General features: G+C 34.0%; 30 protein-coding genes. 24 read left to right on the top strand and 6 right to left on the bottom strand.

Annotation, left to right across the window (positions count from 1 at the left end):
- Positions 1-172 precede the first annotated feature (172 nt).
- The 3 genes from BLT22_RS02605 (at position 173) to arcA (ending at position 3,222) form a co-directional block, all read left to right on the top strand.
- Positions 173-1,444 carry an aspartate aminotransferase type Ic gene (locus tag BLT22_RS02605; RefSeq protein WP_091760334.1) on the top strand — a complete coding sequence of 424 codons (1,272 nt, stop codon included), beginning with the start codon at positions 173-175 and terminating at the stop codon, positions 1,442-1,444.
- A 2-nt stretch (positions 1,445-1,446) separates the two neighbouring features.
- Positions 1,447-1,767: a YtxH domain-containing protein gene (locus BLT22_RS02600; RefSeq protein ID WP_087059620.1), complete on the top strand. Its 321-nt coding sequence runs from the start codon at positions 1,447-1,449 to the stop codon at positions 1,765-1,767.
- Positions 1,768-1,992: 225 nt separating this feature from the next.
- The gene (gene arcA, locus BLT22_RS02595) at positions 1,993-3,222 is read left to right on the top strand and encodes an arginine deiminase (RefSeq protein ID WP_091760333.1); all 1,230 of its coding nucleotides are present in this window, start codon (positions 1,993-1,995) and stop codon (positions 3,220-3,222) included.
- Between the two features lie 56 nt (positions 3,223-3,278).
- On the opposite strand, the gene BLT22_RS02590 is transcribed toward arcA, so the two are convergent.
- Positions 3,279-3,710: a DUF2188 domain-containing protein gene (locus BLT22_RS02590; RefSeq protein ID WP_087059616.1), complete on the bottom strand. Its 432-nt coding sequence runs from the start codon at positions 3,708-3,710 to the stop codon at positions 3,279-3,281.
- A 115-nt stretch (positions 3,711-3,825) separates the two neighbouring features.
- Between BLT22_RS02590 and BLT22_RS02585 the strand changes: the two genes are divergently transcribed.
- The 3 genes from BLT22_RS02585 (at position 3,826) to trmL (ending at position 6,767) form a co-directional block, all read left to right on the top strand.
- Entirely contained in the window at positions 3,826-4,665 is an 840-nt protein-coding gene (locus BLT22_RS02585; RefSeq protein ID WP_091760330.1) for a methyltransferase domain-containing protein, read from the top strand.
- A 349-nt stretch (positions 4,666-5,014) separates the two neighbouring features.
- Positions 5,015-6,184 carry a tRNA epoxyqueuosine(34) reductase QueG gene (gene queG, locus BLT22_RS02580; RefSeq protein ID WP_091760327.1) on the top strand — a complete coding sequence of 390 codons (1,170 nt, stop codon included), beginning with the start codon at positions 5,015-5,017 and terminating at the stop codon, positions 6,182-6,184.
- A gap of 73 nt (positions 6,185-6,257) precedes the next feature.
- Positions 6,258-6,767 carry a tRNA (uridine(34)/cytosine(34)/5-carboxymethylaminomethyluridine(34)-2'-O)-methyltransferase TrmL gene (gene trmL, locus BLT22_RS02575; RefSeq protein ID WP_091760324.1) on the top strand — a complete coding sequence of 170 codons (510 nt, stop codon included), beginning with the start codon at positions 6,258-6,260 and terminating at the stop codon, positions 6,765-6,767.
- A gap of 48 nt (positions 6,768-6,815) precedes the next feature.
- Here the strand turns inward: trmL and argS are convergent, their stop codons facing one another.
- Entirely contained in the window at positions 6,816-8,510 is a 1,695-nt protein-coding gene (argS, locus tag BLT22_RS02570; RefSeq protein ID WP_091760321.1) for an arginine--tRNA ligase, read from the bottom strand.
- A gap of 280 nt (positions 8,511-8,790) precedes the next feature.
- Here argS and argR point away from each other — a divergent pair, with 280 nt between their 5' ends.
- The gene (gene argR / locus BLT22_RS02565) at positions 8,791-9,255 is read left to right on the top strand and encodes an arginine repressor (RefSeq protein WP_087059604.1); all 465 of its coding nucleotides are present in this window, start codon (positions 8,791-8,793) and stop codon (positions 9,253-9,255) included.
- Between the two features lie 147 nt (positions 9,256-9,402).
- On the opposite strand, the gene zwf is transcribed toward argR, so the two are convergent.
- Positions 9,403-10,869, bottom strand: coding sequence for a glucose-6-phosphate dehydrogenase (zwf, locus tag BLT22_RS02560; RefSeq protein ID WP_091760318.1), 1,467 nt, complete (start codon positions 10,867-10,869; stop codon positions 9,403-9,405).
- 332 nt (positions 10,870-11,201) lie between these two features.
- On the opposite strand from zwf, the gene BLT22_RS02555 reads away from it, so the two are divergent.
- Positions 11,202-12,515: a DEAD/DEAH box helicase gene (locus tag BLT22_RS02555; protein WP_087059600.1), complete on the top strand. Its 1,314-nt coding sequence runs from the start codon at positions 11,202-11,204 to the stop codon at positions 12,513-12,515.
- Between the two features lie 57 nt (positions 12,516-12,572).
- Here BLT22_RS02555 and BLT22_RS02550 read toward each other — a convergent pair whose 3' ends face one another.
- Positions 12,573-13,349, bottom strand: coding sequence for a DUF1189 domain-containing protein (locus BLT22_RS02550; protein ID WP_176935287.1), 777 nt, complete (start codon positions 13,347-13,349; stop codon positions 12,573-12,575).
- A gap of 285 nt (positions 13,350-13,634) precedes the next feature.
- Between BLT22_RS02550 and BLT22_RS02545 the strand changes: the two genes are divergently transcribed.
- The gene (locus tag BLT22_RS02545; protein ID WP_091760311.1) at positions 13,635-14,243 is read left to right on the top strand and encodes a superoxide dismutase; all 609 of its coding nucleotides are present in this window, start codon (positions 13,635-13,637) and stop codon (positions 14,241-14,243) included.
- 247 nt (positions 14,244-14,490) lie between these two features.
- Positions 14,491-16,647, top strand: coding sequence for a peptidoglycan D,D-transpeptidase FtsI family protein (locus tag BLT22_RS02540; RefSeq protein ID WP_218127227.1), 2,157 nt, complete (start codon positions 14,491-14,493; stop codon positions 16,645-16,647).
- Between the two features lie 89 nt (positions 16,648-16,736).
- Here the strand turns inward: BLT22_RS02540 and rpmG are convergent, their stop codons facing one another.
- The gene (gene rpmG / locus BLT22_RS02535; RefSeq protein WP_080146533.1) at positions 16,737-16,886 is read right to left on the bottom strand and encodes a 50S ribosomal protein L33; all 150 of its coding nucleotides are present in this window, start codon (positions 16,884-16,886) and stop codon (positions 16,737-16,739) included.
- A 257-nt stretch (positions 16,887-17,143) separates the two neighbouring features.
- On the opposite strand from rpmG, the gene BLT22_RS02530 reads away from it, so the two are divergent.
- From BLT22_RS02530 to BLT22_RS02500, 7 genes are all read left to right on the top strand, one after another.
- Positions 17,144-17,503 (top strand): helix-turn-helix domain-containing protein, encoded by a 360-nt coding sequence (locus tag BLT22_RS02530; protein WP_091760308.1) that lies wholly within the window; start codon positions 17,144-17,146, stop codon positions 17,501-17,503.
- 48 nt (positions 17,504-17,551) lie between these two features.
- Positions 17,552-18,088, top strand: coding sequence for a hypothetical protein (locus tag BLT22_RS02525; protein WP_087059592.1), 537 nt, complete (start codon positions 17,552-17,554; stop codon positions 18,086-18,088).
- A 97-nt stretch (positions 18,089-18,185) separates the two neighbouring features.
- The gene (locus BLT22_RS02520) at positions 18,186-18,527 is read left to right on the top strand and encodes a hypothetical protein (protein WP_087059590.1); all 342 of its coding nucleotides are present in this window, start codon (positions 18,186-18,188) and stop codon (positions 18,525-18,527) included.
- A gap of 138 nt (positions 18,528-18,665) precedes the next feature.
- A complete protein-coding gene (locus BLT22_RS02515; protein WP_226910104.1) occupies positions 18,666-19,370 on the top strand; it encodes a rhomboid family intramembrane serine protease in 705 nt (234 codons plus the stop codon).
- Positions 19,371-19,387: 17 nt separating this feature from the next.
- Complete coding sequence (locus BLT22_RS02510; RefSeq protein WP_091760305.1) at positions 19,388-20,365, top strand: ROK family glucokinase; 978 nt, start codon at positions 19,388-19,390, stop codon at positions 20,363-20,365.
- A gap of 66 nt (positions 20,366-20,431) precedes the next feature.
- Positions 20,432-21,550 carry a YqgU-like beta propeller domain-containing protein gene (locus BLT22_RS02505; protein WP_091760302.1) on the top strand — a complete coding sequence of 373 codons (1,119 nt, stop codon included), beginning with the start codon at positions 20,432-20,434 and terminating at the stop codon, positions 21,548-21,550.
- A 72-nt stretch (positions 21,551-21,622) separates the two neighbouring features.
- On the top strand, positions 21,623-22,021 hold the full coding sequence (locus BLT22_RS02500) for a rhodanese-like domain-containing protein (protein ID WP_226910105.1): 399 nt from the start codon (positions 21,623-21,625) through the stop codon (positions 22,019-22,021).
- Between the two features lie 78 nt (positions 22,022-22,099).
- On the opposite strand, the gene BLT22_RS02495 is transcribed toward BLT22_RS02500, so the two are convergent.
- Positions 22,100-22,912, bottom strand: coding sequence for a pyruvate, water dikinase regulatory protein (locus BLT22_RS02495; RefSeq protein ID WP_087059582.1), 813 nt, complete (start codon positions 22,910-22,912; stop codon positions 22,100-22,102).
- 132 nt (positions 22,913-23,044) lie between these two features.
- Between BLT22_RS02495 and BLT22_RS02490 the strand changes: the two genes are divergently transcribed.
- From BLT22_RS02490 to BLT22_RS02460, 7 genes are all read left to right on the top strand, one after another.
- Positions 23,045-23,467 carry a Fur family transcriptional regulator gene (locus BLT22_RS02490; RefSeq protein WP_087059580.1) on the top strand — a complete coding sequence of 141 codons (423 nt, stop codon included), beginning with the start codon at positions 23,045-23,047 and terminating at the stop codon, positions 23,465-23,467.
- A gap of 240 nt (positions 23,468-23,707) precedes the next feature.
- Positions 23,708-23,890, top strand: coding sequence for a 30S ribosomal protein S21 (gene rpsU / locus BLT22_RS02485; RefSeq protein WP_072694955.1), 183 nt, complete (start codon positions 23,708-23,710; stop codon positions 23,888-23,890).
- 59 nt (positions 23,891-23,949) lie between these two features.
- The gene (locus BLT22_RS02480) at positions 23,950-24,396 is read left to right on the top strand and encodes a GatB/YqeY domain-containing protein (RefSeq protein WP_087059577.1); all 447 of its coding nucleotides are present in this window, start codon (positions 23,950-23,952) and stop codon (positions 24,394-24,396) included.
- Between the two features lie 222 nt (positions 24,397-24,618).
- Positions 24,619-25,590 carry a PhoH family protein gene (locus BLT22_RS02475; RefSeq protein WP_236048772.1) on the top strand — a complete coding sequence of 324 codons (972 nt, stop codon included), beginning with the start codon at positions 24,619-24,621 and terminating at the stop codon, positions 25,588-25,590.
- Entirely contained in the window at positions 25,590-26,063 is a 474-nt protein-coding gene (gene ybeY / locus BLT22_RS02470; protein ID WP_087059573.1) for an rRNA maturation RNase YbeY, read from the top strand. The genes BLT22_RS02475 and ybeY overlap by 1 nt, the downstream gene beginning before the upstream one ends.
- Positions 26,047-26,442 (top strand): diacylglycerol kinase family protein, encoded by a 396-nt coding sequence (locus tag BLT22_RS02465; protein WP_087059571.1) that lies wholly within the window; start codon positions 26,047-26,049, stop codon positions 26,440-26,442. Before ybeY ends, BLT22_RS02465 begins: the two co-directional genes overlap by 17 nt.
- A gap of 15 nt (positions 26,443-26,457) precedes the next feature.
- Positions 26,458-26,862, top strand: a complete 405-nt coding sequence (locus BLT22_RS02460; RefSeq protein ID WP_087059569.1) for a cytidine deaminase — start codon at positions 26,458-26,460, stop codon at positions 26,860-26,862.
- Position 26,863 lies beyond the last annotated feature (1 nt).

Here is a 26,863-nt window from a genome sequence, read left to right as displayed (position 1 = left end):
ACTGTGCTCTGTCTTTTTATTATAAAAAAGTAATTTCACTTTATAACATGATAAATTTTAGAGTAGGATTTTATAGTAGTTTACTTTTCTTAATAAAGTAAGCTATACTTTGATGTAACAGTCTATTGTCCGAAATACTTCGCTTTACTTCTCAATAAAGGAGAGAGTTTATATGAATAAAAACCATTTAGATGGAAGGTTAGAACAAGTTCGCATGCAATATAATCTTTATAAGAAGCGCCCATTTGACATTAATATAACCAGAGGAATCCCTTCTAGACAACAGCTAGAATTATCTAAACCTTTGCTTAATGCATTAGATCTTTCTGACTGGATGAGCGAAGATGAACAAGATATACGGAACTATGGTGGATTATTAGGTATTAAAGAAGCTAGGAGGCTTTTTAGCGACATTTTAGAGACTTCAGTTGAGGAGACTCTAGTAGGAGGAAACTCTAGCTTACAGCTTATGTATGCGGTCCTCATGATGGAAATGTTTACAGGAGAAAGTCCTTGGAGTAAAGAAGCGGACGTTAAATTTTTATGTCCTAGTCCTGGATATGACCGCCACTGGTCAATCCTTGAAAGACTGGGAATTAAAATGATTCCAGTAGAATTAACTGGTGAAGGCCCTGATATGGAACTGATCGAAAAGATTGTTTCACAAGACTCTTCAATCAAGGGAATCTTTTGTGTGCCGACTTATAGCAATCCCACAGGAGAAACTTATTCCGATGAAGTAGTTGAAAGATTAGCTGAAATGCATACTGCAGCAGAAGACTTTTTGATTATGTGGGATAACGCATATGTTGTTCATCATCTAGATGATGAGCATGAGAAAGCATTGAATCTATTAGAAGCTTGCAAAAAATCTGATGTTCCAAATCGACCTTATATGTTTGTGTCTACTTCAAAAATCACGTTTCCTGGCGCAGGTGTTGCTGCAGTAGGAGCATCTGAAAAAAATATTCTTAGATTAGCGGAAGAACTCAGTAAACAAATTATAAGTTTTGATAAATTGAATCAAAAAAGACATGTGCTTTTTCTAAAAGATACTAATAATATCCAACAATTAATGGAAGAGCATGCAAAAATTTTAAAGCCTAAGTTTGTTTGGATACAATCTATTCTTAGCGCATATTTTTCAGGGGAAAGAAAAAAGTTTATCAATTGGACTAATCCTAAAGGCGGTTACTTTGTTCATTTAACCACTAGGGATGGATGTGCAACCAAAATAGTAGACAAAATGGGTGAAATTGGAATACAATTAACACCAGCTAATGCAACATATCCATATGGGATTAATCCCTTAGATAATAGTATCAGACTAGCACCTAGCTTTATAGAACTAGATAAATTAGAAGTTGCGCTAGAAGCACTATGTATATGTATTGAATTAGTTACACTTGAAAAATATGGTGAAAATTTTATAGGAGGCAACTAAAAATGTCAAAAAGTAGTTTTAGTTTTGGAATTGCACTAGGTAGTGCTTTAGGAGCAGCAGCAGCTTATATGCTTGCTAAACAATCAGGAGAAGAATTGCAACAAGATCTTAAAGGCAAAGCAAATGACTCAAAAAACAAAATGATTATCAAACTCGATAATATGGTAGAAAATGCTGAAATGAAATTTTCTGAACAAATAACAAATAATGAAGTTTATAATCCACCTGTAGAGTATGAAGCAGTTCCAGAAACAGTTGCTGCTCCTCCAGAGCATAATGCTTTAGAAGATGATCCAGTGACAGTACCTGATATAAAACTTTAAGAACATTCATAAATAATTCTAGACTATAAAGAATTTAGATGAAGCCAAAGTTATTCTTTTGGGTAATCTAAATTCTTTTTTTATTGGTTAAACATTCATATAAAAGTATAAATATCCATATAACTGCTGGGAAATGAATTTTTTACCAAATAATTAATATGTTTGTTTTTCTTTTAAAAAGTCTTTATTATTATATCTATGAGTGTGTCGATTAGGAGGACAAACATGAGCTTAAATATTAACGTAACATCAGAAATATCGAAATTGAATTCTGTACTATTGAAAAGACCTGGACGCGAAGTGGAAAACCTCACTCCAAATACAATGCATGATTTATTATTTGATGATATCCCTTATTTACCCATAATCCAACAAGAACACGATGCTTTTGCAAATGTTCTTAAAGATAATGGTGCTCAGGTATATTATCTTGAAAAACTTGCTGCTGAAGCAATAGAACACTCTCATAGCAAAGAAAAAATCGTTCAGCAATTTATAAATGAGTCTGATATTCACGAAATAGATATTGCGAATGAATTATCGAACTATTTGTTTTCCATGGATACCCAGTCCATGGTGGATAAAATAATGGCAGGAATTCGTAATGACGAAGTTGATATTCATTCAACTTCATTAGCATGGAGCGCAGATCATCAAAAGAAATCGTTATTTCTAATGCAGCCAATGCCTAATTTATATTATACACGTGATCCTGCAAATATTTTAGGTGGTGGCATTTCTATTAATAATATGACTTACACCGCTCGTAAGCGTGAATCTTTATTCATGGAAATAATTGTGAACTATCATCCTGACTTTAAAGACTCTGGTTTAAACATCTGGAGAGATCGTATGGTTTCCACTTCTATAGAAGGAGGGGACGTGTTAGTATTGAATGAAGAAGTATTAGCGATTGGTATTTCTCAAAGAACCAGTGGACGTGCCATAGAAGAATTAGCTAAAACACTATTTTCTAGTAATAGTACTTTCAAAAAAATATTAGCAATCGAAATTCCTCATGTCAGAGCTATGATGCATTTGGACACAGTATTCACAATGATAGATACTGATAAATTTACGATTCATCCTGGTATTCAGAGTCTAGATGGTAAAATGTCCGTTTATGTTCTTCAGCCAGGTAAGCATAAAGGAGAAATCGAGGTTAAACATCAAACAGATCTTTCCAAAGCTTTAATGGAAGCTTTGAAGATATCAGAGCTGGCTCTTATTCCTTGTGGAGGAGGAGATGCTATCGCGGCACCTAGAGAACAATGGAATGACGGATCAAATACTTTAGCAATTGAACCTGGAGTAGTTGTTACCTATAATCGTAATTATGTTTCAAATGATTTAATGAGGGAGTACGGAGTAAAAGTACTTGAAGTTCCATCCAGTGAGCTTTCAAGAGGCCGTGGTGGCCCGAGATGTATGAGCATGCCTTTGTCTCGAGGGTAAACAGTAAAAGCAGGAAAAACTCATTAAAAATTGAGTTTTTCCTGCTTTTTATAGGGTTAATCTTGTTTCTTGCCTTCTTTTGTATAGCGAACTACTTTACTATTTTTATTTTGCGCAATTTCTTTGGCTCTATCAATTGCATCTTGTTTGTGTGAGAAAGTCGAATCTGGTCTTTTAGCGCCTTGAGTTTGCACTTTCCATTCATCTTCTTTAAAAAAGACTTTTACATCATTATCGAGTAGGTCTGTATTACTTTCGTCATCATGTTCATCACTCTTTTTAGGATTCTCTTGATATTTGTATGAATTTACTTCTTTTTCTGAAGCATCTTTATACCACTCTTTAGCTTGACTAATTGCGATAGGAATAGCACGATCTTCTGGATAATTACTGTCCAATAATGCATTACCGATATCAATTGCTTTTTTACGTACTACCCCATCTAAATTTTTCATTGATGCTGGATAGTCGTTTGTATTCCATGGCATATAAATCATCCTTTCTTATTTTCTAATTTCGTTATATCATGAATTTGATAGTACTCCTAGAATATAGACTTATAATGAACCAAAATTATTAAAATTTAAATTGAAAGAGGATCAAATGAAAAAAATAGAAAACTCAAAATTATTTATAAATAATCATCTAGACTTATTTCAATGCCCAATTTGCAAGGATCATTTCATTCCTATTCAAGACTTTCAATTAGTCTGTTCAAATCATCATTCATTTGATCTTTCTAAAAAAGGGACAGTACATTTCCTGCTTAAGCAACCACAAAATGAATACAACAAAGATATGTTGCAATCTAGAAGACTAATTGCAGAAGACGGTCTGTGGTATCCTATGCTTAAAAATATAGTCTCGGAAGTAAATTGTAAAAATGGTGTTCACTTAGATGTTGGCTGCGGAGAAGGTTCTCACCTACAGCATTTAATTAAATTGGGACTGGAAGGTACTAATATAGGATTTGATATCTCTAAAGATGCTATCCAATTAGCATCTGCAGCATATACAGACGCCTTCTGGTGTGTAGCGGATTTAGCACATTCTCCCTTTGCATCAAATAGCTACGACACAATTTTTAATATTTTATCTCCTTCAAATTATAAAGAGTTTGATCGACTTCTTAAATCAGGCGGCCAAGTCATAAAAGTTGTACCGTCAGAAAAGTACTTAATTGAAATTAGAGAGCTAATCGGAAAAAATAATACTCCATATTCTAATAAAGATGTTCTAAATAAATTTTACCAGCATTATCCAAATGCAAATAGGATAACAGTATCTTATGATCACAATTTAAATAGTGAACTGTGGGAACATTTACTGAACATGACGCCGCTTGGTTGGAATATAGAAGAATCCAATAGAGAACAATTGATTTTAGCTCCTTCTGAAAAAATAACAATAGAAATGGAGATTTTGATCGGGACTAAAGACTGATATTTCCAAAATTAAATGATCCTATTAGATTAGGGATTTTTGAAAATGTAAACCAATTTACAAAAAGTTCACAATATTGTTAATATTTCCTTTGTTTTAGAGACTTTATTTATTTAGTGCCTTGCAATGCGTATAGTCCAATGTTATCATATGGAACATAAGCTGATTTGATTCATTGGTTTTTATCAGTCACCCCATCAGAAGCTGATAAAAAAATGTGAAAAAGCAACAGCTTAATTAACGTATCGTTTCGCAGTGCATGACACCGAGGCGATACGTTTTTTGTTGCGGATTTTTACTATAGCTAACTCTACAGAAATCTAGTAAAATTTAGATAAGATTGGCTTGAATGGAGGAGAGTTTAATTAACCTCGAATTAAAAGAAAAAATAAAACAGAAAGCCCAAGAAATTGGTATTGATAAAATTGGATTTACTCATGCTGAACCCTTTTATGAATTAGAAGAAAAGCTGTATATTCAAAAAGAAAAAGGGTATACTTCTGGATTTGAGCATGATGTAATTGAAGAACGAGTATATCCAGATAAAATCTTTTCTAAGCCCCGGTCCATTATTGCGATTGCTGTAGCCTATCCATCAAAGATGCGTACAAAACCACCTAGAGTCAAAGGAGAAAGAAGAGGAGAGTTCGCTCGAGCTTCTTGGGGGTCTGATTATCATGACGTGTTGAGAAAAAGAATGGACTTATTAATTGAATTCATTCGAGCAGAAGCTAACGAAAAGGCTAATTTTAAACCTATGGTTGATACTGGGGAACTGGTAGATGTAGCCGTTGCACAAAGAGCCGGATTAGGGTTTATAGGTAGAAACGGGTTATTGATTACTAAAGAATTTGGTTCTTATGTATATCTAGGTGAAATTATAACTAATTTAGAATTTGCCCCCGACATAGAAGTCCCTTTTGGTTGTGGAGAATGTACTCGTTGTGTGACAGCCTGTCCAACAGGCGCACTACTCGGTGATGGAAGAATGAACGCACAGAAGTGTTTATCTTATCAAACACAGACAAAAGGATACATGCCTAAAGAGTATCGTCGCAAGATGGGGCATATGATTTATGGATGTGACATTTGTCAGATCGTCTGCCCTTATAATAAGGGCGTAGACTCACATTTTCATGAGGATATGGAACCTGATCCTGAGAAAACGATGCCTTTACTCAAACCTATACTGACCATATCTAATCGAGAATTTAAGGATACTTATGGAGAAATGGCAGGCTCATGGAGAGGGAAAAAACCTTTACAAAGAAATGCTATTATTGCTTTAGCAAATTATCGGGATCGAACTGCTATCCCTGATTTGTTAAGAGTAATTGATCAAGATCCAAGACCAATGATTAGAGGGACTGCAGCTTGGGCCATTTCTGTCATTTTAAAAAGAGAAGCGAATGAGGATGTTGTTTCTTTTTTAAATGAGGCTTTATCTAAAGAAACAGATGATGAGACAATTGAAGAATTTCAAACCGCAATTTCTTTAATGAAAGAAAATTTAACATAAGAAAGTACAGAGTTTACTTGATTAATGTAGTGAACCATCTAAATAAGTATTAATAAACAAGGAGTATATAATTATGCCAAATCACATTGTTTTATTTGAGCCACAAATTCCCGCTAATACAGGTAATATTTCAAGAACCTGCGCAGGAACAAATACACATTTGCATTTAATTAAACCGCTTGGATTTGAAACGGATGATAAACATTTAAAAAGAGCGGGCTTAGATTATTGGAATGAAGTAGAAATCACCTATCATGAGAGCCTAGAAGCCTTTATTGAGTATTCAAAAGAGGGAAGATTGTATTTAATTTCTAAGTTTGCCAATAAAATATATTCTGATGAAGATTTTGCAGATACAACTATAGATCACTATTTTATTTTTGGAAAAGAGACAACCGGTCTTCCAGAACCGTTTATGCGCAAATATGAAGAAGACTGCCTCCGGATTCCAATGAATGATGAACATGTTCGTTCACTAAACTTATCAAATACTGCTAATATACTAATTTTTGAAGCTTTAAGACAACAAAATTTTCCTGATTTAGAATTAACCTATGCTTATGAGAATGATAAATTGAAGTAAAAATAAAAAAGCAGGTCTTCCTTAAAAGGAAAGCCTGCTTTTTACTAATTACATCTGATCGGGCGCTTCAACTCCAAGGATAGTCAAGTCTTGTTTTAGCAATTCAGTTACCGCAAAAACAAGTGCTAACCTTGATTCTTTTTCGGGATGTTCATCTAAGACACGAATATTAGCATAGAATTTATTAAAAGCTTGAGCTAAATGGATTGCATGCTTAGCAATAATAGAGGGTTCATAGAGTTTGTAAGCTCTTTGTAATGTCTCAGGAAATTCTTGGATTAATTTTAGGACTTCCCAGCTATAATCATCAGTTAATGAGTAGTTTTCAGTAGGAGAGAAGTGACTCTTTCCAGCTTTTTTAAGAATGCTCAGGGCACGTGCACGAGTATATTGAACATATGGACCCGTTTCACCCTCAAACTGTACAACTTCTTCGATAGTAAAATCAAAGTTATTTAAACGATCATTCTTTAGGTCATGGAAGATAACAGCACCTACACCTACTTGTTCCGCTACAATTTCTTTATCTTTGAGATTTGGATTTTTAGTTTCGATTTGATTCAATGCTAATTTAGAAGCTTCATTTAAGACTTCTTCTAATAAAACAACTTTCCCTTTTCTGGTAGATAACTTTTTACCGTCTTTTGTAATCAAACCAAAAGGAATATGATGAATGTTTTCTGCCCAGTCGTATCCCATCTCAGACAAAACAGCTTTCAATTGTTTAAAATGATTAGCTTGTTCTTGACCGACAACATAAAGAGCTTGAGAAAACTTATACGTGTTTTTACGATAAAGAGCAGCCGCCAAATCACGCGTAATATAAAGAGTAGCACCATCAGTTTTTTTGATCAAAGCAGGATTAAGATTATATTTCTCTAAGTCAACAATATGCGCGCCTTGGTTTAATTTTAATAGATCTTTAGCGTCTAATAGAGAAACAACTGAATCCATTTTATCATTATAAAATGCTTCTCCATTGTAAGAATCAAAATCAATGTTTAAACGATCATAAACTTTTTGAAATTCTTCAAGTGATTCTTTTCTAAACCAGTTCCAAAGATCAAGTGCTTCTTCATTACCATCTTCAAGTTTTTTAAACCACGCACGTCCATCATCTTCGAGTTCTGGATGTTTTTCTGCCTCTTCATGGAAGGTGACATACAGTCGAAGCAGTTCTTTGATCGGATTTGCGCGAACTTCCTCTTCATTTCCCCATTTTTTATAGGCAGAGATTAATTTACCAAATTGCGTTCCCCAATCCCCAAGATAATTGATGCGTATTGGATTATAGCCCATTTTTCGTAAAATATTAGATAGGGCATTACCGATAACAGTTGAACGAAGATGACCCATTGACATTGGTTTGGCAATATTTGGGGAAGACATATCGATTGGAACATTTTGTCCTTCACCTATATCACTTGAACCATAGTCATCCTTTTCTTCTAAAATCTTATTAAGAATCTGACGACTCACTTGATCTTTTTTCAAAAAGAAATTTAAGTAGGGTCCTACAGTTTCTGCTTTTTCGATAATAGGAGAGGATACTTTACTTTCTAAATTTGCTGCAATCTGAGCAGGACTTTTTCTCAATACTTTGGCTAATTGAAATGTTGGAAACGCTAAATCTCCGTGCTCTGCCATTTTAGGTTTTTCTAATAAGTGACTGATTTCATTTAATTCTAATTGATCTTTTAAGACTTCGTGTAACGCTTTGGCTACAAGTTGTTTATATTCCAAAAAAAATCCTCCTAGTAGTATTATAATAATGAATAGTAAAATCGTATATATGATGGAATGATTATTTATTTAAAAATTAATATAATTAGTAAATAACCTAGTTTTTGTTCATACATAAGCATTTGTATTATAGCAAAGGTGGGTAAAGCTAGCAATAGTATAATGCGCTTGTAAACAAAGTAAGCGTTTTAATAAATATTTAATGAATTTATATACGATATCGGTTATAGTTAGGTTAGCTATTATAGAATCTTAATAAAGTAAAAACAGGAGTGTCCTTATGAAAAAATCCGAAAGGCAAATGATGATCAAACAAATGGTACTGAATGAAGAAATCGGTACACAAGATGAATTATTGAACAAATTAAAAAATAAAGGCATTGACGCTACTCAAGCGACTATATCTAGAGATATCAAAGAGTTGAACTTAGTTAAAACACCAAGTGTCAATGGAGGAACTAAATACACTATCTATCAAAACAACCAATTAACAATAGAAGATAAATTATCTTCTACGTTAAGAGAGGTAGTGGACAATATCACTCAAGTTCAGTTTATGAATGTTGTTAAAACAATACCTGGCAATGCACATGTTATCGGCGCATTGATGGATGATATCCCGTTTACAGAAGTTGTCGGGACAGTAGCTGGAAATGATACAATTATGATTATATCTAAGAATGAATACGAAGCAACAAAAATGTATAACTACTTAACTGACCGCATGCATAAAGCTTTGCAATAAAAGGTGCTGATGGGTCTGCTACTAGCGTTTTTAAAACAGAGAAAACTATATCATTAAAAAGACACTCATAGTTCTAAATACATACTATGAGTGTCTTTTAAGATTCACTATGCTGAGAGCGGTTTTTCTAAAATCAATTAGTAAAATTTAATGCTCGGGATTCCAAACCCATTTATGACCGTCTTTTTCCAGTAAGTCATCAGCTTCCTTCGGTCCCATGGTGCCTGCAGGGTAACTGGCTAACTTATCAGTAGATTCGTCCCAAGTTGTTCTGATCTTATCGACAAATTTCCACGAAGTCGCAACTTCTTCCCAATGGGCAAAATGGGTTCTATCGCCATTCAGACAGTCTAAGATTAGTTTTTCATAAGCTTCAGGACTTTCTTGAATCATACTTTCAGTTCTCAGATGATCGAACTGAATGATATCTGTATCCATTCCCAAGCCGATTTTCTTTTCATTTAGTGTAATTGAGAAGCCTTCACTAGGTCCTAAATAGATCGTTAAAATATTTGGAGCAGTATCCTCTTTACTGAAAAGCGAACTTTCTACTTGTTTAAAGACGATATTAATCTGCGCCTCTTTTTTCGCCATTTTTTTACCTGTACGTATATAAACAGGTACACCATTCCAGCGATCATTGTTCAGTTCTAATTTTCCAGCTACATAAGTTTCGGTTATAGAGTCATCCGCAACATTTTCTTCCTCACGATATCCGCATAATTTATCATCCAATGATCGAGTATACTGTCCACGAACAAAATCTGATCGAACAGACTCGGTAGTAAGGTCTTTAAGAGATGATAAAACAAGCATTTTCTGTCTACGGACTTCGTTTGTACTTAGTGATTTCGGTGCATCCATTGTCAATAAACTGAAAATTTGCATGATATGGTTTTGCATCATGTCTCTCAATGCGCCGCTTTTATCATAATATTCAGCACGTTCTTCTACTCCAAGTTCTTCACTTAAAGTAATTTGTATATTAGAAATAAACTGATTATTCCAGACAGATTCAATCATTGGATTAGCAAATCTGAATGTAAGAATATTTTGAACCATTTCTTTTCCTAAATAATGATCAATACGATAAAGCTCGTCCGACTCAAAGGCTTCTAAGATCTCATCATTCAAAGCCTTGGAACTTTCATAATCAGTTCCAAATGGTTTTTCTATAATTACACGATTAAAACCATTTTCAGTTACTAACTTCTGACTTTTCAGATGTTTTGTTATCGTTCCGAAAAAGGTAGGTGACATAGAAAGATAAAAAACTCTATTGCCTGCAATTTGATATTTTTCATCCAATTGATCAGCTAACTTTTTAAGCGTGTTGTAGTGCTCTGTGTCTTTGACATTATGAGATTGATAATAAAAGTGACGTGAAAATTCTAAAGCATGTTCGTCTGAAATCTTTAATGAATGAATAGAATCCCGAACAACTTCTTGATAGTGATCATCTGACCACTCACGTCTAGCCGTACCGATTACTGCAAAATTTTCTTTTAAAAACCCTTTTGTATATAATCGATACAAGGAAGGATACAATTTGCGTTGTGCGAGATCTCCAGTACCTCCAAATATTATAAAAAGTGCTTTGTTAGCTTGATCCATACTTTCCCTCTTTTCTATCTACACACGAATGTATAAAGATTACTATATACTATTTTACTTTTTGTTAGCCATTCAAGCAACTGAATTGTTGAGGTTCTGTCATTTTGATTGTAGACGATCAAAGTTTATCATAAAAAAACTGCTTTAAATCTGTTTATCAGATATTTAAATCATGTTAAAATCAAGGTTCTGAAATAATTTATAGATTCAGCTTATTCAATTTCTATAAATTGTGCCTAGAATAAGGATAATTAATGAGAAAGATAGCATAAATATAGATTGAAAGGTTTAGCTTTGGTACAATATTATGAGTTAAAGAAAGAGGCGAGAAAATGACACACCCATTTGAACAATATAATTTGAAACCATACCTTATTGAAGCAATAAATAAAATAGGTTTTCGAGAACCCACAGAGATTCAAAAGAAAGTAATTCCTGAAATCAAAAAAGGAAGAGACATTATAGGCCAGTCACAAACTGGGTCAGGTAAAACTCATGCGTTTTTACTTCCTTTATTTAATCAAATTGATCCCAGCAGAGAACACGTTCAAATTGTAATCACCGCTCCAAGTAGAGAACTATCTGATCAATTATTCCAGGCAGCTAGTCAATTAGCTAAGCATTCAGAAGAAGAAATAATTGTTCAGCAATTTATTGGTGGTACCGACAAACAAAGACAAATAGACAAATTAGCTCAAAAACAACCTCATGTGGCCATTGGTACACCTGGTCGGATGAATGACCTAGTAAAACAAAATGTTTTATTAATCCACACAGCGAACTATATGGTTGTAGATGAAGCTGATATGACTCTAGATATGGGATTCTTGGAAGAGGTAGACCAAATGGCTGCTAGATTACCGGAAAATGGGCAGATGCTCATCTTTTCGGCTACGATTCCCCAAAGCTTGCAACCTTTCTTAAAGAAATATATGAAAAATCCAATAAATATTGTCATTGAAAACCAGCAGGTTATTTCTGATAATGTTGAAAATTGGTTAATTTCTACTAAAGGAAAGAAACGTGTTGACGTTATTCATCAACTTCTGACGCTTGGACAACCTTATCTTGCTCTAGTTTTTGCTAATACTAAAGATAGAGTTGACGAAATAGCTAAGGGTCTTAGAGATAGAGGTCTTGACGTAGCCGTAGTGCACGGAGGAATCTCTTCTCGAGAACGTAGACGCGTCATGAGACAGATTCAGAATCTAGACTATCAATATGTGGTAGCCTCCGATCTTGCAGCAAGAGGGATTGATATTAAAGGAGTTTCTCATGTTATCAATGCGGAAATACCTCATGAACTAGACTTCTTTATTCACAGAGTTGGCAGAACTGGTCGTAATGGAATGGATGGCATTGCTGTTACTTTATATTCTCCTGGAGAAGAAAAAGAAATTGAGACACTTGAAGGTATGGGAATCAGCTTCCAGCCTAAAGAAATTAAGCAAGATGAGGTAACCGATACTCACGACCGTAATCGTAGAGAACAGCGTAAAGATCAGAATAATAAAGAAGCGTTTGACTCTGAAATTCATGGTATGAGAAAAAAAGCAAAGAAAAATGTGAAGCCTGCTTATAAACGAAAAATCGAACGTAAAAAAGAAGAAAAAAGAAAAAAAGCTAGAAAATTAAAGAAAAGATAATAAAAAAAGACAACCTGTTAAAAAATGACAGGTTGTCTTTTTATTTGTATGAAGTAGCTAATCAGCTTGTGTATTTTTTTTCATTTCTTTAATGGTCAAATATAAGAAAAACAAGGATAATATAATTTTAAGCTCAAATGTATAAAGTGATAATACATTAAATACAGATGCCAACTCTACTAAAAGAGTAGGTAGAAGAGCTGATAAAATGGCAATTCTCATATTTTCTCTAAACCTTAAATTAGATCTCAATATTCTTGAAAATAAATTACCAAATAAGACAATAAATAAGAGATCAAACAATGTGAATAACCCTAATCCTATATATAGGATTCCAAAACTAATCAAATAAGAAATTATTGAAAAGTTCCCAATTTCATTGAAAATTGTTCGAATGGTCTCGTTATTGAAATCTTCTATTTGAGAGTACGGGGTTTCCATTTCGAACCCTGAAAGATTCAAATAAAGTTCCTTTTCAAACAAACCAATACCAATAGGTACTTTCAACCGGTCTAAATTATCATCAATTTCATTGCTGTTCGTTTCATTTTCTGGATCAAAAAAGAATAGAAAGGTATTCGTTTGATGAATATAGGATTCAGCTCCCTCTGCTTGAAGCTTTCCGTCAGTCACAGAAAACTCAGGTAAATCGTTAGCAATTTCCTTACCATCTGATTCAATTGAATTAACTGTCGGCAGAATTTGTATCATATTTAATAATGTGACAACGAAAACTAATAAAGCCACAATAGCAGCTAAATGTCTTTTTTTCATTCCTTTAGCTTTATATATATCTTTAGGACGAATAAATGCTTGTTTTAAATAATAAATCAATAGGTATCTTCCTTTATATAATAGATTCGATAAAATTGTTCTTCCTTATTTTACATTCTTATTACTTAAATAACAACGATAGTTCGGAAAAGAATTGCGCTGTTTAAAAATAGGAAAAATATCAATCTAAAAGTAGTATTATTGGTATTAATTCATATTCTAACTAATCAAAAATAAGTAAAGTGTGTCTAAAAATTGAATAAATTTCTTCAATCCACTTTGATAATATTGTCTTCAATGTTAGAATAATGAGTGTAAGAAAAAATAATAGGAGGAATGTTCATTATGGCTTATACTTTACCTGAATTACCTTATGCTTATGATGCATTAGCACCACATATCGATGAGGAGACTATGCGTATCCACCACGATAAGCACCATGCTGCTTACGTGACTAAAGTGAACGCTGCTCTAGAAAATCATCCAGAACTTGCTCAATTAAGTATCAATGAATTGATGCAAAAACTTGATTCTGTACCGGAAGATATTAAAACAGCAGTTCAAAATAATGGTGGCGGACATGCAAATCACAGTTTGTTCTGGGAAATTTTATCACCTAATGGTGGTGGGAAACCTTCTGGAGAATTAGCTGCTGCAATCGATGAAACATTTGGAAGCTTTGATGAATTCAAGGAAAAATTCAGTGCTACTGGTGCTGGACGGTTTGGTTCTGGATGGGCTTGGTTAGTTGTTACTGATGGAAAATTAGAAGTGATTGATACATTAAACCAAGATTCGCCTCTTTCATTAGGAAAAACGCCCCTTTTAGGACTAGACGTTTGGGAACATGCTTACTATTTGAACTATCAAAACAAACGCCCTGAATATATTTCAGCTTTCTGGAATGTAGTAAATTGGGATGAAGTTGCTAAAAGATACAAAGCAGCTAAATAATTGAAATAAACTTCTCTACCAGGTACTTAAAGAGTACCTGGTTTTTTTTCGCTAATTTTAAATCCTTTGGTATATACATGCTTCAGATCTGACAACTAACGATAATAAGTAATCTTCACACAAATTTACCTTTTATCATATAGAAATTCTCCTATCTATTTGGTAAACTAAGCTAAGTCTATTTAATCATTAACTTTTAAAAAAATATGATATAACTTTTACAAGAGAACTACTTGGAGGCATTATTTTGAGAAAACCTGTTAAAAAGACAAATGAGAAAAAAAAATCTCATATTCCATTTCGCTTAAACCTATTATTTTTCATTGTATTTATGTTATTTTCTGCTTTAATATTACGATTAGGATATTTACAGATTGTCAGAGCAGACGAATACCGTGCAGAGGTTGAACGGACAGAACGTACTACGATTACTGGAAGTGTGCCAAGAGGGGAAATGTACGATGCGAATTTGAAAAAATTAGTAGGAAATGAAGCTAGAAATACGATCACCTACACTCGTGGTAAAAATACTACTGCAGCAACAATGGCTGAGATTGCTTTAAATTTAGCTGATTATATCACAATGCCTAGCGTTTCTCCTTTTGATAATCCAGACAGCTCTGATATTACAATTAGAGATATGCAGGATTTTTATATAGCAATGAATCAAGATGAAATTAATAACAGACTTTCTAAAGAAGAAATGAAGTTATCTGGGTCAGAATCTTATCAAGCCATGTTGGAAAAGGTTGCTGATGAAGATATTTCTGATTTTTCTAAGCAGGAAAAAGTTGCTACTGCTATTTTTAAGAGTATGAATGCTTCTTATTCATTAAGTACTGTTAACATTAAAAACCAAGATGTTTCTCAAGAAGAGATTGCTAAAGTAAGTGAAAATCTTGATTCTCTTCCAGGAATTGGCACAGGTACTGACTGGGTAAGAACGTATCCGCAAGGAAACATGTTGAAAAGTATTTTAGGAAGTGTAACAACTGAATCTCAAGGAATACCTAGTGAAAAAGTCAGTAAATATCTTGCAATGGGCTATTCGAGAAATGATCGAGTAGGGCGTAGTTATCTAGAACAACAATATGAATCTGTTTTAAGAGGAACCAAGTCTAGTATTGAAACAGAAACGGACAAGAATGGAGAGATTATCAATCAGATTGAAAAATATTCTGGTAGTAAAGGGGATAATCTGATTCTAAGTTCTGATATTGAATACCAAGCAACGGTTGAACAAATTGCAAAAGATTCACTAGCAAAAAGAGAAGGCATGAGCGATCGAATCTATATGGCTGCTATGGACCCTAAAACCGGGGACATTTTAGGTTTGACTGGTCAAAAAGTTGATGAAAATGGCGAGATTGTGGATGATGCTTTGGGAAACTTTAGTCAAGTTTTCACTATGGGATCTTCTATAAAAGGCGCAACTGTTTTATCTGCCTATATGGATGGCGTTTTAGATTCAAGTAACAATAAAATACTGGATAAAAAATTGCAGTTTCAAGGATCAAAGGATATTTCATCCATATTTAACAGAAATGGAGCAATCCAGATGAATGATATTACTGCACTGGAGCGCTCATCAAACGTTTATATGGCTCGATTGGCTATGAGAATGGGTGGAGTCTGGGATTATACTCCAAATCAATCATTACCGTTCGATTATAATGCTTTAATAAAAAAACAGCGTGAGTATTATGCTATGTTTGGTCTAGGAACAAACACTGGAATAGATCTTCCGTTTGAATCTACCGGATTGCTCAATCCACCTTCTCAACCAGGGAACTCTTTGTTTGAAGCTTTTGGCCAATTCGATCTGTATACACCTTTGCAGTTATTACAATACGTATCGACTATTGCTAATGATGGAGTACGAGTAGCACCTAGACTAGTATCTGAAATCAGAGGAACTGATTCTAAAACAGGAGAAATAGGTGCATTATCAACAGAAATCGAAACGAAAGTATTAAATACCGTTCCTGTTTCTAAAGATGCCATGGAACGAGTCCAGACCGGTTTTCATCAAGCTGTACATGGAGATCAAGGAACAGCTAGAGCGTTTTTTGCAGATGCTCCATATGATGCAGCCGGTAAAACCGGTACAGCCCAAGCTTCTAAGTATAACGAAGAAGAAAAAAGGAATTATCCAGATGAACTCGTTAATCTAACTTATGTAGGCTATGCACCATTTGATGATCCAGAAATAGCTGTAGCCGTAGTGGTTCCTTATCTTCCTGCCAGCAGTTCACAACGTTCCAATAAAGAAAATTTGGCAGCAGCAAGAAGGATGATGGATGCTTACTTTAAAACTGGCGAATTCGATGAAAAACAAAAAAATAATACAGAAACGGTTGAAGAATTGCAAGAAGCACAAAATTCTTCAGAAGATGCAGAATAACTGCAGAAAAGCACGAGAATTCAAATCGAATTCTCGTGCTTTTTGTATATTAAAAAGCCAAAAGATCAACTTTCGGCTTTAATAGATAATTATTTAGTTTCGCGGTGCAAAGTTACTTTTTGCTCTCTAGGGCAATATTTTTTAACTTCCAAACGTTCTGCATTATTACGTTTGTTTTTAGAAGTTAAATAGTTACGTTCTTTGCATTCTGTACATTCTAAAGTTACGTTAACTCGCATGATAGTCCCTCCAAATCTTTCCAGTATTAAGACCAAACACAGGTGTCTAGTCTTTCGCCTTGACTAGGATAACACGTTTAGAGAAAAATTACCATCTTTTTTATTATATAACCTAAATTTTTATAGAATGAAATAGCCTCTCTAAAAATTATTTCGTAATTTTTTCTTCTGTCTGATGAAACTTATCATGGACCTTCCTGTTTTTTATTGAGTATGGTAAAATTTATAGGGCTAATAATAAGAGGAGGAACAAATATATGGAATTATGGATAATAACAGGTGTCCTATTTGGGATATCTGCAATATTGATGATCTACTCTTTTTTTAAAAAAGAAGAAAAGGATCGCACTTATAAGGAATTAGAAGATGTATCATTAAATTTAGTCCAAATAATTTATGGATTAAATAAAAGAATACAGAATCTAGAAAATGAACTAAAGATTGAAAAACCAGAAGAAACCTTTCCTGACCGTGTAACGAATATCACGCAAACACATATTTTAACATTATTTACACAAGGTTTTTCTGCTAAGGAAATTTCAGAACATTTACATGTATCTGAAGCATCCGTTCAACACACAATAGATGCCTATATTTCTGAAGGAATACATTCATAGAAAATAGACAAAGATAGTCACCAAGCTATCTATGAAAGGAATAAAATTATGTCAAAAAAAAATATAAGGATTCTATCTTTAGGATTCTTTGTTTCCGCTATTATCATTGTACTAACTTCTTTATTTCTACCCGGAAACCATTCTGCAGAGGGACAAACGGGGAACGTAGAAGAACTAGAAACTGAGATTACTTATTTAGAAGATAAAGTTGCTAAGCTTGAAGTTGCTCAGGCTACAAAAGAGGTAGAACAGCCAAAAGAAACTGAACAACCAGCTGACGAAGCAAAAGAAGCTGATGATAAAGAAGAAGCATCCGACAATACAAAAGATGAGACAGATCAGAATAAGGATGATAAAGAACCAGAAGAAACACCAGTGATTAAAACTACTGTAACAATCGGAGAAGGTGAACCGAGTAGTGTAGCTGCTCAACAGTTAGAATCAGAAAAAATTATCAAAGATCGTCATGAATTTGATAAATTTTTAGAGGATAAAAAATATGCACCTTTAGTACGTCCTGGCAGCTATGAGATTAACAGTGATATGACGTATGAAGAAATGGCCCAAAAATTGATGGGGCGTTAAACTAGATATTTACTAGTTGATTAGGCATATAGTTTCATTATCTTACTTTATTCCTATATGATGAATTTAATAAAATACATTTGAAAGGATGAGTAGAATGAGTAGAATGTCTAAAGTTAGTATGATAAATGGGGAACTTTTTATGATACAAATCCCCCCGGAAGAATTGCATAAAATATTGTCGAATTCTAACAAGGAAGCTAGTCACTTTTTTCATGAATTTGAATTAAAATCTGGGGAAGTAATCTATTTACAATCTTCACATGTCGTTTCCATCGAAGGAACCGGTGAAACAACTAGTTTAACAGATTCGCTTGATAAATCCTCAATTGAGCAGGACAATGAAAAAACTGAAACCAACAATGATAATGATAAGGCTGCAGCAAATTTAAAAGCTGCTAAAGCATTCAAAAAAGATTTAGATGGAAATATGGAATAAGGAAAGTTTGAAAGAAACTTTGAAACCAGTTTATATATTTGGTTTCAAAGTTTTTTGTTAGCGATTAATTTTAATCATTTAGATGATAAAATTTATGATATACTAAATATAAATTGTATAAAAAAGGAAGGATTATAAATGAGTCCTCAAACCAAAATGAAAATGAGACGCTGGCAGAGAAAGCCTTTTGTTACTTACGGATTATTAGGCTTAACTGTATTTATGTTTCTCTTGCAAACGCTTAGGGGAGGCAGCCAAAATCCTTTCGTTCTATATGAGTTAGGAGCCAAAGTAAATGAACTGATCGTGCTTGGAGAATGGTGGCGTCTGATTACCCCTGTATTTTTACATATAGGTATTGAACACATTCTTTTAAATGGTATAATTATTTACTTTTTAGGGATACAAGTCGAAGCGATTATTGGACATTGGAGATATTTTTTACTATACATGCTTAGTGCTATAGCGGGAAATGCTGCAAGTTTTGCATTCAATCAATCAATTTCAGCAGGTGCTAGTACAGCACTATTTGGTCTTTTTGGAGCGACACTTGTCTTACCTAAATTTTTTCCAAATAACTATCAGGTTAAAGAAATGTCTAAAAGCTTCTTATTGTTGATCATCATTAATCTAGTAGTTGGTCTTTTCAGTAATGGAATAGACATGGCCGGCCATGTAGGTGGTTTAGTGGGAGGCTATTTGATTATGTATACACTGTCAGCCCCAAATTCTTGGATTAGCGGTGTCAAAATACAGGCGAAGTATGGAGTTATATATACGATTCTGCTTAGTATAATCTTGATAATCGGATGGCGTACCACTACAATGCTTTATTTCAACTAAAAATTGGAGGGTGAAATATGCTTGAAAAAAAATTAATAGGAATCGATTTAGGAGGAACGACCATCAAATTTGCAATCCTAAATATTGAAGGTCACATTCAAACTAAATGGAGTCTCGAAACAGATATTACAGAAAAAGGAACAAAAATTGTTCCAGCAATTATAGAGTCTATCAACCATCATTTAGATTTATATAATATGCAAAAAGAAGATTTTTTAGGTATTGGGATGGGTTCCCCTGGAAATGTGAGTCATATTGACGGAACGGTCATCGGTGCTTACAACTTAAATTGGAAAACAACTCAATTCGTCAAGAAACTCATTGAAGAAGGGACTGGAATTCCTTTCTTTATTGATAATGACGCAAACGTGGCAGCGTTAGGAGAACAATGGATGGGCGCTGGTAACAATGAGCCAAATGTAGTCTTTATAACATTAGGAACTGGTGTAGGTGGCGGAATTATTATAAATGGAGAACTGGTTCGTGGTTCTTCTGGTGCTGCTGGAGAGATTGGACATATTGTTATTGAGCCACATGGATTCGATTGTACATGCGGTAATCAAGGATGTCTCGAAACAGTTGCCAGCGCTACGGGTGTTGTCAGATTAGCGAGAACAATGGCAGAAGAATTTGCAGGGCTTTCTTTACTTAAAGAAAGTATAGATAATGGAGATAGCGTGGACGCTAAAAGTGTCTTCGATGCAGCTAAAGAGGGCGACGTTTTCGCACTTAGAGTAGTGGATAAAGTTTGTGATTATTTAGCTCTTGCTTGTGGTAATATCTCAAACATGTTAAATCCTTCTACAATTGTTATTGGTGGTGGAGTATCCAAAGCTGGAGAATTTTTAGCTGATAAGATTAGAGAAAAGTTTGTAAAGTATGCTTTCCCGCCGATTTATAATAATACTAAGATCAAAATTGCCGAACTAGGAAATGATGCTGGGGTAATTGGTGCTAGTTATCTAGTGCTTAACGACTCATTCTCTGAGTCATGATAGATGATTTAAAAACTTCTCTTATGTTAATATAGAGTTAATCTATTGGATAAGAGGGTGATCAGAATGCATTCGAGAAATAAGCTAACTTTAATTAGTCTATTTCTCATGCTTTTTGGTTTCTTTTTTTTACTTGCTTGTTCTGACTCTGAATCACGGTCTAAAGATGATCTTCCTAATCAAGAGTCTAATAACGAATCCAAGTTTATAAAAATTGATCAGTCAAAAGAAACTTTGCAAAAAGTAGTAGGCTGGCTTGATAATGAAGAGTTGCTTGTTCATCTGGGTGACCAGAATGGTCAACAGCTGATTCAATTAAATATTAAAACAGGCGAACGTACAGTACTATATACAACAAAGAGTCATATTTTAACTGTTAATCTCAATAATCAATTAGATAAAATAGTCATTCAAGAGGGATCTGACCAATTGGCAGAACTAGTTATCGTGAATTTATCAGGTGATGAATTAAACCGTAAACAAATAGATTACAATGGTTATCTAACGGTCAATTGGAATCCTGTAGAAACTCATTTATTATTTTTATCTTATTACCAAGTAAACCAAAATACATCAGCTGAACAGCCTAAGGTGATTGTGTGGAATCTTGAAAATGATAGCTTTCAAGAACTGCCTATTCAAAGTGTAGAACCAAAATGGTATTCATCTAATCTATATTTGTATATAGATGAATTAACAGATCAACTTTTTATAGGTGACATTAGGACAGCGGAATCTACTGATCGAATCAGCACTGAAACAATTGGGTTTTACCTTAATCAAGATACCATTATATCTTTTTTACCATCAGACATTAATGATCATGAGGTACACTTAATGAAAGATTACCCTCTTTTAGTACACAAAGGAACCATTACAATTCCCAAAGTAAGCATGGGTGGAAAAGTACAAGAGCCCTACCTGTCTCAAAGTAACAGGAATGGCAAGATAGTAGGTAATATACCTGATAAATCTACTGATTTAAATCAAAATTTAGGATCTTTTACTTTATGCGTCTTAGATTTTGAAAATAGTCAGCTCCAACCAATCACTTCATTACCGGAAAATGCTCCAATCTCACTTTCTCCAAACGAAAGATATGTATTGTATGGTTGGCAGTTTGAAAATATTATTGATTTAGAAGGGAATGCTTCAGTTCACTCACTAATATCAGGTTCTATCTAAATAAGTACTAGAAAAAAACGCTTTTCTACTGTAAACTATGTAGATGAGAATAGTTAGAGAGGAAGAATAGAATTGAACGGATGGACAGTATTTACTATAATTTTATGGATCGGAATTATTGGATGGGCGATTTGGGAACTTATACAATATTTCAGAAGAAAGAACGCTGCTACTATTGTTTCTAAAGAAGAATTCAAAGAGAATATGCGCAAAGCACAAGTTGTTGATGTTAGGGGGAAAGATGATTTTGATGCTGGGCATATTTTAGGAGCCAGAAATATTCCTTATTTACAAATGAAACAAAGAGCGAATGAACTTCGTAAAGATCAACCAATCTATTTATACGACGAAAAGAAAACCTTGAGTGCAAGATCAGCAATTATATTAAAAAAACAAGGCTATCAGAATTTATATGTTCTAAAAGGCGGTTATGCTGATTGGGATGGTAAAATTAAACGTAAAAAAAATTAAATAATCATACTTTTTAAAAAACACAGAATCCTTATAAAGGGGTCCTGTGTTTTTTAATAGTATTATTAAAGAGCGCAGTTAATGGGCTTGAAATGAACTAACAATGATCGCTGCAGTTTCCTCAATAGACTTATTTGCTACATTAATGATCTGACAGCCAAGTTTGTTGTACAACTTCTCTGCATACCTAATTTCTTTTTGAATGCGCTCAGTACTTGAATAAGGCGTATCTGGATTCATTCCGTAAGAAATCATTCTCTCCTTACGTATATTCGATAAAATACTTTCATCATTTGTCAGTCCAACAATTTTTTTAGGATCTACGCTCCATAGTTCGCTAGGTATTTCAGATTCAGGCATGAGCGGAAGATTCGCTACTTTATAATTTTGATTGGCCAGATAGATACTTAAAGGTGTTTTAGAGGTTCGTGAGATTCCTAGTATAACGATATCTGCTTCTAAAAAACCTTTTGGATCTTTTCCATCATCATAATTAACAGCAAATTCCATAGCTCCAATACGATCAAAATAGTTTTCATCTAATTTATGCATAGCACCGGGCTTAAATTGTGGTTCTAAATTAGTCCTTTCACTAATTTCTCGCATAATTGGATTTAAAATATCAAAACAGGTTAAATCATTTTTGTTACAAAAATGATGAATCGTATGAATCAGTGTTTTACTTACAAAAGTATGCAAAATAATCGCATTAACTTCCTGAGCTTTCTTCAAGATACTCATGAGTTGATTTTCTTCCCTAATGAATGAAAATATTTTAAAATTACATTCTAGCTTAGGAAATTGTGACAACGCTGCGCTACTAATATTGCTAGCCGTTCCTCCTACTGAGTCAGATAAGACATATATGGCTAATTCTGGGTGATCACTCATTAAATTCCATCCTTTCTAGAATACAAAATCATTATACAGGACAGTCAGTATTTAGTGAAGTCTCAAGGGTTTCTTGATATTTTTATAAATTTCAGCTACTATAGACTAAACTATTTAAAAGGAAGCGATCTTTTGTCTGCTTTTGATCAAGCTGTTACGACTTTAAAAAGTAAAGGCTATAAAACAACTGGAAAACGCCAAAAAATATTAGAATTGCTATTTAATCATGACAAATATATGACCGCAAAAGAAGTACAAGACAATCTAAAGTCTTTATTTCCTGGAATCAGCCCCGATACAATCTATCGAAACTTGAACACTTTTGTGAATCTAGCAATAGTAGAAGAAACCGAATTAAATGGAGAGAAACTATTTCGGTTCAGTTGTGAGCTGCATGGTCATCACCACCATCATTTTATCTGTACAAACTGCGGTAGAACCTTACCCTTGAAAAACTGCCCTCTTGATATGTTTTCTGATCAATTACCGGGTTGTAAAGTTACCGCACACAGATTCGAAATTTTTGGTATCTGTGACAATTGTATGGCAAGTTAGTTCAAGAAATGAAGTACACTAATTAGAAAAAGTGAGTAGATTTTATAAAAAAATTATTTTTTCTCCTCTAAACGGTTGACGTAAAATTGCTTGTTGTATATAATGAGCAAGAACTGTTATATACATCAACTATGTATATGAAATCAGTTACATCATTTATTGATAGGGAAGACCAATTGTGAGCAATTATTTTATTAAACAAATGGAACTCCCTGAACGTACGAGGGGAGGGGAAGAACGATGACTAAAACAGATATCAAGAAAGGTGAGAGTCTTGATGATGCTCTTCGTCGCTTCAAACGTTCCGTTTCTAAAACTGGCACTTTAAAAGAAGCCCGTAAACGTGAATACTATGAAAAGCCAAGTGTTAAACGTAAAAAGAAATCTGAGGAAGCTAGAAAACGTAAAAACAAGAAATTTTAATTTATGTTTCGCTTTTGAAGAAAGTATAATACCACTTTTCTTTAAAGAAGGTGAACTATTTGACAGTGTTAGAGGAACTTAATCAAGATATGAAAGTTGCAATGAAAGCTAAAGATCGCGAAAGTCTTATTACGATTCGTATGTTAAAGTCTGCTTTGCAAAATGAACAAATCAACAAAGGAGACGAATTAACTGAAGATGAAGAGTTAACGGTGCTTGCTCGTGAAAAAAAGCAAAGAATCGAATCTCTTAATGAGTTTAAAGATGCAGATCGTAAAGATCTAGTTGAAAAACTTGAAAAAGAACTTTCAATTGTTGATCAATATCTTCCTGAGCAATTATCTGAACAAGAAATAGTGAGAATTGTTCGTGATACAGTTGAAGAGACAGGTGCTGACTCTATGAAAGATATGGGGAAAGTAATGGGCGCTGTCTTGCCTAAAGTTAAAGGAAAAGCAGACGGTAGTCTTGTTAGCTCAATTGTAAAACAAGAATTAAGTAAATAAAGATTAGAGGGAGTTGAGATCATAGATCTCACTGCCTCTTTTTTTGATATTTTTTTAATTGTAGGCTGAAAATCAATATAACTTCTGGTAATTCTTTAATAAAACTTAAAAGTTACATCTCGCTATTATGCTAGTAATTATAGAGATTATTCACTTTTTATGCTATTATTTGAAAGAAGTATAAAAAAATTAACTAAACCTCTCAAAGGAGTTGGCATTTGTTTGACTGACAATGCACAAAAAAAAATTCGTATCTTTGATAATTCAGAAAAAGCTATTGCTTTATTCGGTCCCCAAAACAATCATCTTAAATTGCTGGAAGAAGAGTTATCTGTATCCATTAATAGCCGCGGTAGCCAAATTGAAATTCTTGGTGAATCCCAAGCCGTCGAACAAGCTGATGGTATTTTAAGTGAGTTGGAGCATCTGATTAATAAAGGCAATAGGATTAAGCGCTCTGACATTTTATCTGCTATTCGTATGGCGCAACAAGGAAAACTTTCCCAGTTTTTAAAAATGTATGAAGAAGAAATCGGTAAAGATAGAGATGGACGTCCAATACGAATTAAAAATGTTGGCCAAAGAAACTATGTTCACTCCGTTAAAAATAATGATATTGTTTTAGGGATTGGTCCTGCCGGAACAGGCAAGACATATGTAGCCGTTGCTTTAGCTGTCGCTGCTATGAGAAAAGGCGATGTCAAAAGAATTATTTTGACTAGACCAGCAGTAGAAGCTGGGGAAAAATTAGGTTTTTTACCAGGTGATCTCAAAGAAAAAGTTGATCCTTATCTTCGTCCTCTTTATGACGCTCTTTATAATATATTTGGAACAGAACATACCAATCGTTTAATGGAGAGAGAGGTAATTGAAGTAGCACCTCTTGCTTATATGAGAGGAAGAACTTTGGATGATGCTTTTGTTATTTTAGATGAAGCTCAAAACACCACTGTTCCTCAAATGAAAATGTTTCTGACAAGACTCGGTTTTGGATCAAAAATGATTATTAATGGAGATAAAACTCAAATTGATTTGCCTGCAGGTACTACGAGTGGCTTAATTCATGCTGAAAGAGTACTAATGGGAATTCCCGGAATTGGACATGTACACTTTGAAGCAGAGGATGTAATTAGACACCCTCTTGTAGCTAAAGTCATTAAAGCTTATGAAAAAGAAACGGATTTGAAAAAATAATGGAAATTATATTATATGATGAAACAAATCAATTAAAAAAATCAGCTAGTCAGCTCATTCATGATATCTTAGAATTTGCTGCTGATAGGTTATCATTAGAAGTAGATGCTGAGATTTCAGTCACGATAGTCGACAATAACAGAATTCAAGAAATCAATAAAACGTATCGTAATAAAGATTATGCAACAGATGTTATTAGCTTCGCAATGGAAGATGAAACGGAAGATGACTGGTTAAACTCAGATGAAGTCGAGATTGATTTACCCCGGGTGTTAGGTGATCTTTTTATTTCAATTGATAAAACCGTAGAACAAGCAGAAGAATATGGACATTCCTTTGAACGTGAACTTGGTTTCCTCGTTGTCCACGGCCTGTTGCATCTTAATGGGTATGATCATATGACGGAAACGGATGAAAAAGAGATGTTTGCATTGCAAGAAAGAATCTTGAAGGAGTATGGACTTGAGCGATAAAAATCAGCTGCCACAAAAAAATAGACACTATAGCGATTCTTTTCGTTATGCCTTTGAAGGAGTTAAAACAACCTTCCAAGAAGAGAGAAATATGCGTACTCATGTATTAGCAGGAGTGATTGCTTTATTACTTGGTCTTTTTCTTTCACTATCTATAGCAGAGTGGCTCTGGATCGTTTTATCTTCTTTTTTAGTCTTTGTTATGGAGATTCTAAATACTGTAATTGAAAACTTAGTTGACCTTGTAACAAAGGAGTACCATCCTTTAGCAAAAAAAGTAAAAGATATGGCAGCTGGGGCGGTATTAAGTACCACTATATTCGCAGTAGTAACTGGATTACTTATTTTTGCACCAAAAATCATCCAGCTGTTTTTTTAAGAAAGGTGGCCATTTATGAATGATGAACAATTAACAAATTTAATAAAAAATGCAACAGATATGCTCGACAGAGCATATGTCCCTTATTCTAAATTTCCTGTGGGCGCATCATTATTAACAAAGGGCGGGACGATCTATTCAGGATGCAATATTGAAAATGCTTCTTTTGGACTTACAAACTGTGCTGAAAGAACAGCAATTTTCAAAGCAGTCTCAGAAGGCGAAAAAAACTTCGAATACTTGGTTGTAACAGGAGATACAGATGGACCAATTTCTCCTTGTGGAGCTTGTAGACAAGTTATGGCTGAATTTTTTTCTCCTGAAATGAAAGTACTTCTTACAAATAGAAAAGGGCAGAACCAGGAAACAACTGTACAAGAGTTACTTCCTGGTGCCTTTACATCAAAGGATATGGTTTAGA

This window comes from Marinilactibacillus psychrotolerans, assembly GCF_900101525.1.
GTDB lineage: Bacteria > Bacillota > Bacilli > Lactobacillales > Carnobacteriaceae_A > Marinilactibacillus > Marinilactibacillus psychrotolerans.
This window is presented reverse-complemented; position numbering and strand designations above follow the sequence as displayed.

Excerpts from the sequence above, each read along its gene's own strand:
- ybeY (WP_087059573.1), top strand. The coding sequence starts at position 25,590 with ATGGAAATTATATTATATGATGAAACAAATCAATTAAAAAAATCAGCT.
- BLT22_RS02555 (WP_087059600.1), top strand. The coding sequence starts at position 11,202 with ATGACACACCCATTTGAACAATATAATTTGAAACCATACCTTATTGAA.
- queG (WP_091760327.1), top strand. The coding sequence starts at position 5,015 with ATGGAGGAGAGTTTAATTAACCTCGAATTAAAAGAAAAAATAAAACAG.
- BLT22_RS02545 (WP_091760311.1), top strand. The coding sequence starts at position 13,635 with ATGGCTTATACTTTACCTGAATTACCTTATGCTTATGATGCATTAGCA.
- argR (WP_087059604.1), top strand. The coding sequence starts at position 8,791 with ATGAAAAAATCCGAAAGGCAAATGATGATCAAACAAATGGTACTGAAT.
- BLT22_RS02505 (WP_091760302.1), top strand. The coding sequence starts at position 20,432 with ATGCATTCGAGAAATAAGCTAACTTTAATTAGTCTATTTCTCATGCTT.
- BLT22_RS02525 (WP_087059592.1), top strand. The coding sequence starts at position 17,552 with ATGTCAAAAAAAAATATAAGGATTCTATCTTTAGGATTCTTTGTTTCC.
- zwf (WP_091760318.1), bottom strand. The coding sequence starts at position 10,869 with ATGGATCAAGCTAACAAAGCACTTTTTATAATATTTGGAGGTACTGGA.
- trmL (WP_091760324.1), top strand. The coding sequence starts at position 6,258 with ATGCCAAATCACATTGTTTTATTTGAGCCACAAATTCCCGCTAATACA.
- BLT22_RS02465 (WP_087059571.1), top strand. The coding sequence starts at position 26,047 with ATGGACTTGAGCGATAAAAATCAGCTGCCACAAAAAAATAGACACTAT.
- BLT22_RS02495 (WP_087059582.1), bottom strand. The coding sequence starts at position 22,912 with ATGAGTGATCACCCAGAATTAGCCATATATGTCTTATCTGACTCAGTA.
- BLT22_RS02600 (WP_087059620.1), top strand. The coding sequence starts at position 1,447 with ATGTCAAAAAGTAGTTTTAGTTTTGGAATTGCACTAGGTAGTGCTTTA.
- BLT22_RS02520 (WP_087059590.1), top strand. The coding sequence starts at position 18,186 with ATGAGTAGAATGTCTAAAGTTAGTATGATAAATGGGGAACTTTTTATG.
- rpmG (WP_080146533.1), bottom strand. The coding sequence starts at position 16,886 with ATGCGAGTTAACGTAACTTTAGAATGTACAGAATGCAAAGAACGTAAC.
- BLT22_RS02605 (WP_091760334.1), top strand. The coding sequence starts at position 173 with ATGAATAAAAACCATTTAGATGGAAGGTTAGAACAAGTTCGCATGCAA.
- BLT22_RS02460 (WP_087059569.1), top strand. The coding sequence starts at position 26,458 with ATGAATGATGAACAATTAACAAATTTAATAAAAAATGCAACAGATATG.
- arcA (WP_091760333.1), top strand. The coding sequence starts at position 1,993 with ATGAGCTTAAATATTAACGTAACATCAGAAATATCGAAATTGAATTCT.
- BLT22_RS02510 (WP_091760305.1), top strand. The coding sequence starts at position 19,388 with ATGCTTGAAAAAAAATTAATAGGAATCGATTTAGGAGGAACGACCATC.
- BLT22_RS02515 (WP_226910104.1), top strand. The coding sequence starts at position 18,666 with ATGAGTCCTCAAACCAAAATGAAAATGAGACGCTGGCAGAGAAAGCCT.
- BLT22_RS02530 (WP_091760308.1), top strand. The coding sequence starts at position 17,144 with ATGGAATTATGGATAATAACAGGTGTCCTATTTGGGATATCTGCAATA.
- BLT22_RS02590 (WP_087059616.1), bottom strand. The coding sequence starts at position 3,710 with ATGCCATGGAATACAAACGACTATCCAGCATCAATGAAAAATTTAGAT.
- BLT22_RS02585 (WP_091760330.1), top strand. The coding sequence starts at position 3,826 with ATGAAAAAAATAGAAAACTCAAAATTATTTATAAATAATCATCTAGAC.
- rpsU (WP_072694955.1), top strand. The coding sequence starts at position 23,708 with ATGACTAAAACAGATATCAAGAAAGGTGAGAGTCTTGATGATGCTCTT.